This is a genomic window from Methanohalophilus sp. WG1-DM (assembly GCF_004104135.1).
GTDB lineage: Archaea > Halobacteriota > Methanosarcinia > Methanosarcinales > Methanosarcinaceae > Methanohalophilus > Methanohalophilus euhalobius.
The window spans coordinates 196,997-204,302 of sequence record NZ_RRBA01000002.1; the positions used below are offsets into that span (position 1 = coordinate 196,997).

8 protein-coding genes are annotated in these 7,306 nt (G+C 42.9%); 2 read left to right on the top strand and 6 right to left on the bottom strand.

Annotated features, from left to right (window positions below):
- Positions 1 to 55 precede the first annotated feature (55 nt).
- Complete coding sequence (gene trkA / locus CI957_RS02945; protein WP_096712718.1) at positions 56 to 1,390, top strand: Trk system potassium transporter TrkA; 1,335 nt, start codon at positions 56 to 58, stop codon at positions 1,388 to 1,390.
- Between the two features lie 78 nt (positions 1,391 to 1,468).
- Here trkA and CI957_RS02950 read toward each other — a convergent pair whose 3' ends face one another.
- Positions 1,469 to 2,701 (bottom strand): NAD(P)/FAD-dependent oxidoreductase, encoded by a 1,233-nt coding sequence (locus CI957_RS02950; protein ID WP_128754178.1) that lies wholly within the window; start codon positions 2,699 to 2,701, stop codon positions 1,469 to 1,471.
- On the bottom strand, positions 2,698 to 2,871 hold the full coding sequence (locus tag CI957_RS02955; protein WP_128754179.1) for a 4Fe-4S binding protein: 174 nt from the start codon (positions 2,869 to 2,871) through the stop codon (positions 2,698 to 2,700). The genes CI957_RS02950 and CI957_RS02955 overlap by 4 nt, the downstream gene beginning before the upstream one ends.
- Positions 2,872 to 3,019: 148 nt before the next feature.
- On the opposite strand from CI957_RS02955, the gene cutA reads away from it, so the two are divergent.
- On the top strand, positions 3,020 to 3,331 hold the full coding sequence (gene cutA, locus CI957_RS02960) for a divalent-cation tolerance protein CutA (RefSeq protein ID WP_128754180.1): 312 nt from the start codon (positions 3,020 to 3,022) through the stop codon (positions 3,329 to 3,331).
- On the opposite strand, the gene cofC is transcribed toward cutA, so the two are convergent.
- From cofC to cofG, 4 genes are read right to left on the bottom strand one after another with little or no spacing between them, the layout of a single operon-like run.
- Complete coding sequence (gene cofC / locus CI957_RS02965) at positions 3,309 to 3,953, bottom strand: 2-phospho-L-lactate guanylyltransferase (protein WP_128754181.1); 645 nt, start codon at positions 3,951 to 3,953, stop codon at positions 3,309 to 3,311. The genes cutA and cofC overlap by 23 nt on opposite strands.
- Positions 3,950 to 5,020: a 5-amino-6-(D-ribitylamino)uracil--L-tyrosine 4-hydroxyphenyl transferase CofH gene (cofH, locus tag CI957_RS02970; RefSeq protein WP_128754182.1), complete on the bottom strand. Its 1,071-nt coding sequence runs from the start codon at positions 5,018 to 5,020 to the stop codon at positions 3,950 to 3,952. The genes cofC and cofH (CI957_RS02970) overlap by 4 nt, the downstream gene beginning before the upstream one ends.
- The gene (gene cofH / locus CI957_RS02975) at positions 5,010 to 6,104 is read right to left on the bottom strand and encodes a 7,8-didemethyl-8-hydroxy-5-deazariboflavin synthase subunit CofH (RefSeq protein WP_096712723.1); all 1,095 of its coding nucleotides are present in this window, start codon (positions 6,102 to 6,104) and stop codon (positions 5,010 to 5,012) included. Before cofH (CI957_RS02975) ends, cofH (CI957_RS02970) begins: the two co-directional genes overlap by 11 nt.
- 13 nt (positions 6,105 to 6,117) lie before the next feature.
- Entirely contained in the window at positions 6,118 to 7,101 is a 984-nt protein-coding gene (cofG, locus tag CI957_RS02980) for a 7,8-didemethyl-8-hydroxy-5-deazariboflavin synthase subunit CofG (protein ID WP_096712724.1), read from the bottom strand.
- Between the last annotated feature and the right edge of the window lie 205 nt (positions 7,102 to 7,306).

Here is a 7,306-nt window from a genome sequence, read left to right on the forward strand (position 1 = left end):
ATATTACCGCTCAATCCAGTTCATTATTTTATGTTAATTGGATAGAGGTACTTTTATGAAAATCATTGTCATAGGTGCAGGTGAAGTTGGATATCATATAGCAAAATCACTGTACCTGGAAAATGATCTTGTTATTATTGATGAAGATGAAGATGCTTGCCTGAGGGTCGATGAATTCGATGTTCAGGTCATCCGGGGCAACGGTGCAAATGCTACAGTTCTTGAAAAAGTTTTGATAGGCGCAGATCTCCTTGTGGCTGTAACCGGTGATGATGAAGTAAACATAGTTTCATGTATGGCTGCTAAATTGATAAAACAGTCCAATAAGAACTTCAAGACCATGGCAAGGGTCAGTAATCCTGATTATATAGATAGGCCGGTAGCCAAACGTACACAGGTTGGTATTGATGTAATGATATGTCCTGAACTTGCCCTTGCATCTGAAGTTGCTGACATTTTATCAGTTCCTTCTGCTATTGATTCTGAATCCTTTGCAGATGGAAAAGTAAAAATGATGGAGTTTGTTGTTAAGGACAATAGTAATATTGCAGGCAAACATCTTCGGGACATAGATTTGCTCGATTGCTGTATCGTAAGTGCTCTTTTCAGGGGTTCGCAACTGATCATTCCTCATGGTGAAGATATTATTCAGGCCGGCGACCACATCGTAATTATTGGTAAAACAGAAGCAATGAAGGACATTTCTTCCTTTTTTGGTGAGATCACTAAATCACGTAGCCGCGTGATGATAATTGGAGGGGGGGTAGTTGGATTTTATCTGGCACAGCTGCTTGAAAATACCCGTTTGAACGTAAAGATTATTGAAAAGGGTCGCCAGAGGTCTGAAATGGTAGCCGATAATCTTCAAAAGGCACTTGTTTTGCATGGGGACGGTTCCGACCTGAATCTTCTAAAGGAAGAAGGTGTCGGTGAGATAGACGTAGTAATCTCTGTCACAGACAATGATGAAAAGAATTTATTGTGTTCACTGATGGCCAAACAGCTGGGAGCAAAGAAGGTAATTGTCAGAGCTGATCACTTTGATTATGTGCCACTTTTCGAAATGGTAGGTGTAGACCGTGCTGTCAGTCCCAGGGAAGCTACGGTTAATGAAGTACTCAAACTTACTATGGGAACGGGAATCGAAGCCCTGACGACTATTGAAGGCGAAAAGGCAGAAATTATCGAATATACCGTATCTCGCAAATCAAGAGTGACAGGAAAGCTTCTAAAAGATGTGAATTTCCCGGATGATTCACTCGTAAGCATGGTAGTACATGGAGGAGTAACTATTATTCCCCGGGGTAACTACAGGATAAGGGAGGGAGATCACCTGCTTGTATTTTCCCTGCCCACGGCACATCAGGCTGTAGAAAAACTGTTCAAGTAAGTACATTTCTGGGTGTCCATATCCGGTGACTGGAGGATAGAGAAGTCGAAAACGACTACATTCTGAAAAATAAAATAATCAGTCAAACTGATTCTTTTTATATTTGAATTCAAAGTTGTTGTTAACAACATCTCTGAAAAGGCCCCTCAGGTCCCATAATAGTTTCTTGTTTGCTTTGAATAGGGCATAAAGCAGGTCCTTAAGACTTAGGCTATAAAAATTAACATTGGACAGGGATTGTGCAAGGTGATTGAGGTCGTTGTCTGTAAATTTGATAAATGTTTCTTTTACTACCAGACTATATTCGATTTCCTTTCCGATGGTGGATCTCCAGAGAGTTTCATATTCGTTCAGGGTATCTGTGGTGTAATCTCCTTTTTTGATGGCATCAGCAGCGACTTCTGCAGCAATCTTTCCAGCTTCCATTGCATTGATTATGCCTCCTCCTGTAATTGGATCAGACTGACGTGCAGCATCACCCACAAGGATTAAGCCATCACTAACGGTTTTTTCGATGGGTCCACTAACGGGAACTCCTCCATAGACCATTTCGATGATCCTCCCTTCGGGGTAAACATCTCTCATAAATTTGTCAAGATAGTCGATGGCTCTGTGGTCACCGGATTTACTTCCCAGGATGCCAACACCGATGTTTGCCATATTTTCACCTTTCGGGAATACCCAGAGGTAGCCTGCGGGTGCAATTTCGTTTCCGAGATAAAAATCACAGAATTGTGGATCAATATCAATATCAGTTACAAGATATTGTACGCAGGTTTCCATATCGGCTGGTTTCAGGGAGGTGTCGATTCCTGCCCATCTGCCGACCTTTGATTCCATACCGTCAGCGCCGATCACGATCTTTGAGTGTATTTCGTATTCTTCGCCCAGGTGCATTGCATATATTCCGCATACAACACCCTTTTCCATTATAAGCCCGGTTGCCCGGGTCTTGACTCTAACTTCTGCACCTGCCCTGGCACATTGGTCTACAAGGGCACGGTCGAAAACTTTTCTCTCAAGGACATAACCTACTTCTCCTCCAGACATTTCTTCACTCATTTCAACCATTGTGCCGTCCGGGGAATATATACGGGAGCCTGTAAGATCTGCACATATCCATCGTGGATCAGGTTCAATGTGGTCACTGAGACAAATTTTAGAAACTCCCTCTGCACAGCGCACAGGGTCGCCTACTTCCTGCCTTTTTTCGATAAGGAGTACATCAAGTCCGAGTTCTGCAGCATTTTTTGCGGCGATTGCTCCCCCGGGTCCACCACCTACGACTATTAAGTCATACATTTCTTTCATTTATTCACCTCAATAGCTCCTACCGGGCAGATTTTAGCACAGAATCCACAACTTGTGCAGCAATCATTAGCTTCCACCCATGTTTCTACAAGCTCGAGGGCTCCGCTGGGGCATACGCCCACACATGCACCACAGTATCCGCACTTGTACCTATTTATATTAATACTCATCCAATCACCGAAATAAGATATGAATTGACCCTAAGAACACATGTAAAGATATATGTTTTGTCAGTAAGGGTTTAAAATTATTACATTTTACCTTTTCAAGTATCATATATGCAGGAGATTTATAAATTATTGCATGTTATCATTTATTATGGAATTTATTATTGTTTATATCACAACTTCAGGTACAGTTGAGGCACGCAATATAGCATCCGAGTTAGTTTCCAGAGGTCTTGTGGCCTGTGTGAATATGTATCCTATAAGATCGGTTTTTATGTGGGAAGGGGAAGTAAACGAGGACGATGAAGTCGTCCTTTTTGCCAAAACGACCAGGAACAATTTTGAACCTGTGCGAGAGCTTGTGCGCAGCATCCACAGTTATGAATTGCCTGCAATTGTTTCATGGGATATTGAGGGAGACCCTGAATTCTTGGAATGGATCAGGACATCAGTATCTCATTAAAGGGGCTTATTTTCACCCTTCCTTTACTTTCTGTTTTTCCGAATCTTTTTTTGGCATAATCCTTTGCAATTCCCTGTCCATGTAATAGGAGTTCTGTAATATCCTGTGGTTCATCAATATCCGTACTTGCAAGGAATGAATCATATACCCGAATAGAGAGTTTTTGTTGTGCGGCAATCATGCAGTGATTCTCAAAACTTGAACCGTAGTATTTGACCCTGAACTTCTCAGGTTTGCGAATGAACAGTATATTTGTGCCGCCTCCCTTGCCCGGGACAATTGTCACATCCGCTTCACTCGCTACTATATCTTCTATATGACTGAATTTCACAAGAGGTAGGTCAGCCATAATGATCAGTATCGGCTCTTCCTTTTGAGAGAGATATTTATTCAAACAATCATTGAGGTCTGTGTCATCCTCAATTATATTTGCTTTCACTTCCTTTTTCACGTCACAGGCTTTGGGGGTGATTATATCTATATTCCGGATACCGCCTTCCTTTAAGGTTGCAACAACATCCAGAAGCATTTTTTCGACAAAGGTCTCCCTCTGCTCCTTTGTCATAACAGTTGAAAGTCTGGATTTGGCATTTTCCTTTTTATAGGGTATCACTGCTCTCATTTACATTCCCTGTAATGCGTATCACGTCTGACAGGCCTGCGTCCGATCTCTCCTATTATCCATTCCATTTCCCCGGAGGGTAAATATTCACCATTTTTGCCACCTGAAGCAAGAGTAATCTGGTCCTCCATGAGTGTGCCTCCCAGATCGTTTGCACCACAATTCAGGGCCACCTGGGCCAGTTTTTTCCCGAGTTTGACCCAACTGGCCTGAATATTGGGTATATGTTTATTGAGAAGGAGTCGTGCAATGGCATGGAGTTTGAGGTCTTCTATTCCACCGGGTCCATATTTGCCTTCTCGCATCATTTTTTCTCCGATTATGTTGTTATAGGGCATAAAGGGCATGGGGACCAACTCTGTGAATTTCCCTGTCTTTTGCTGGATATCCCTGAGTATAAGCAGATGCTCAATCTTTTCCTCCCAGGTCTCTATGTGCCCGTACATAATGGTTGAGTTTGTCACAAGGTCTGCTTTGTGAGCCGTCATTATTGTTTCAATCCATTCTTCGGTCGTAATCTTGTTAGGACAAATCATCCCGCGCACCCTTTCGGAAAGGATTTCTGCGGAAGTTCCGGTAAGTGTGCCCAGTCCCGCTTTCTTCAGTTTCCTGAATGCTCTTTCTGTAGATATATCGCAGACTCCGGCTGCATGACTTATTTCCATCGGGGAAAACCCGTGAATGCTTATATTGGGATATTCCTTTTTGATCGCCTTTACAATATCAAGATAAAAGTCAAGATCGAGTTTTGGTATAAACCCTCCAAGGATGCAAACCTCGGTTGCACCTGCTTCATGTGCGGCCTTTACCCTTTCAAGAATTTGCGGGATTGTTAGTATATAGCCGTCTCTTTGGTTAAAGGAGCAGAATTTGCAGCCACCCTTGCACATATTGGTGATATAAATATTGCGATTCACAACATAGGTCACATCGTCACCTACTGATTCCCTGCGAAGCCTGTCTGCCAGGTCAAAAAGTTCAAAAGGGTTTTCTATCAGGAGTTTCAGGGCATCTTCCCTGGTGGCCAACCCGTTTCTAGCCCGATTTTCAATATCTTCAGGAATCATTTTCTGCCTCAATGCTTTCATAGAGAGTATTCCTTTGCACAGGTTTGCGACCGGCCGTTCGGACCAACCATTTTATTTCAGAAACTTCCATATTTTCCCCGTTTTTTGCACCTGCAGAGCTGGATATTTTCTCTTCCATCAATGTCCCCCCAACATCGTTGGCACCACAGGCAAGAGCTACCTGTGCAAGTTTCTTTCCGAGTTTGACCCAGCTTGCCTGTATATTGGGGATGTGGGTATGCAGGAGGATCCGGGAAAGCGCATAAAATTGTAAATCCTCTATGCCTCCGGTGGCATACTTGCCTTCTTTTATCATCTTTTTGCCGATAGGATTGTTATAGGGCATGAACGGCAAAAGTACAAATTCGGTAAAACCAGCGGTTTTTTGCTGGATATCCCTTATTTTCAGTATGTGATCTATCCTTTCTTCCTTTGTTTCCACATGTCCGTACATCATGGTCGCAGTAGTGGCGATTCCAAGCCTGTGGGCTGTAGTGATTACATTTTCCCACTGCAGGGTGTTCAGTTTTCCGGGGCATATTATTTCGCGCACCCTGTCTGAAAGGATCTCTGCAGCAGTACCGGGCATAGTTTCAAGGCCACTGTTTTTGAGTTTTTTTATTGTAGATTCGATAGAAAGCCCGTTTTTCTTTGCAAGGTGGAATACTTCCATCGGGGAATAGGCGTGAATATGTATGTTGGGATAATTTGCTTTGATGGAACTGAGAATATCCTGGTAAAATTCCAGATTTGCATCTTCAAGTAATCCGCCCTGGATACAGACTTCTGTAGCACCCAACTCTACCGCTTCTTTTGTTTTTCTGATTATATCAGATTTTTCCAGAAAGTAATTTTCCTGGTTCCTGAAAGCACAGAAACCACAGTTGCCTATGCATTGGTCTGTGAAATTGATATTTCTGTTGACAACATATGTCACATCATCGCCGACAGCTTGCTTGCGTAATCTGTCAGCAAGGGAAAATAGTTGTAAAGGGGGAACTTCCAGCAATTTGAGGGCATTTTTTTTTGTAACATTCCCCTCATATGCCTGCTGTATGATATCATCAGGTATTGTGTTTTTCATAGGAATCCTTCTGTTATTTTCGATAACCTTTGGAATCTGCAAGGGAATTTATCAATCCATCAAGTTGTTTACTATACCATCCCCTCCTTATGTATTGCGGGTAGATTGGTAATCTTTCCTTTAATGGGACATCTCTTGCCATAGTTTTCAATTTTTCAACATCCGGCCATTCAGCTTCGGGATTTATCCAGTCAATCGTTGTGGGGGATATTCCTCCCAGGTCTTTGGCACCTGCTTTAATCAGCAGGTAAGGATCAATCAGGTTTGGGGCCACCTGCACTTCTACGTCTGCAGGCAGTATTCTTCTTGCCAGTTGTACAGTATCGAGCATCTCTTCTTTTGGTGGTGGCTTGATGCTTTCCATCCGGGTGCCAGGTTTGGGCATGAAATTCTGGATAATTACTTCCTGGATATGTCCGTATTTGATTTGTATTTCAGCAATGGTTTCAAGGGAATCGATACGATTTTCGCGGGTTTCCCCGATACCTACAAGGATGCCCGTTGTGAACGGAATATGTAGTTTACCTGCATCTTCTATCATGCGAAGACGGATTTTGGGTTCTTTACCCGGCGACAGTTCATGGGCAGGTAATCGTGCAGTGGTTTCGAGCATGAGGCCCATGCTTGCATTTACAGGTTTAAGGACTTCCATTTCTTCATAGGTCAGTATCCCGGCATTTGTATGGGGCAACAGTCCTTTTCCAATTGCCATTTCACACAATTTGTAGACATAATCCACAGTTGAAGAATAGCCTCTTTGTTCCAGCCATTCCATATATTCGGGCACTTCCTCGGCATACTCTCCGAACACGAACAGGGCTTCTGTACAACCCGCCTTTTTTCCATGGTTTAGAATATCATATATCTCTTTTTCCCTCATCAATTGTGCATCAGGATGGGATGGTTCACGACGGAAGGTACAGTAATGGCAGTTGTTCCTGCAGATGTTTGTGACAGGAATGAATACATTACGTGCGAATGTGGCATACTCTGGCATGAATGGAGAATGAAATGATATATATCCTACATAAGATTAATGCAACACAAATACGGGTTTATATTATGGGATGTACATTTCTTTTCAGGGAGGTCCATACAATTGCGTCAACTACCCCTCCCTTACGGCAAGGGGCTTGAATGTCAATTAAGCATTCGTCCGGGTGGCTGACAAGCACCCCTGAGATTCCAGGATATACCTGTAA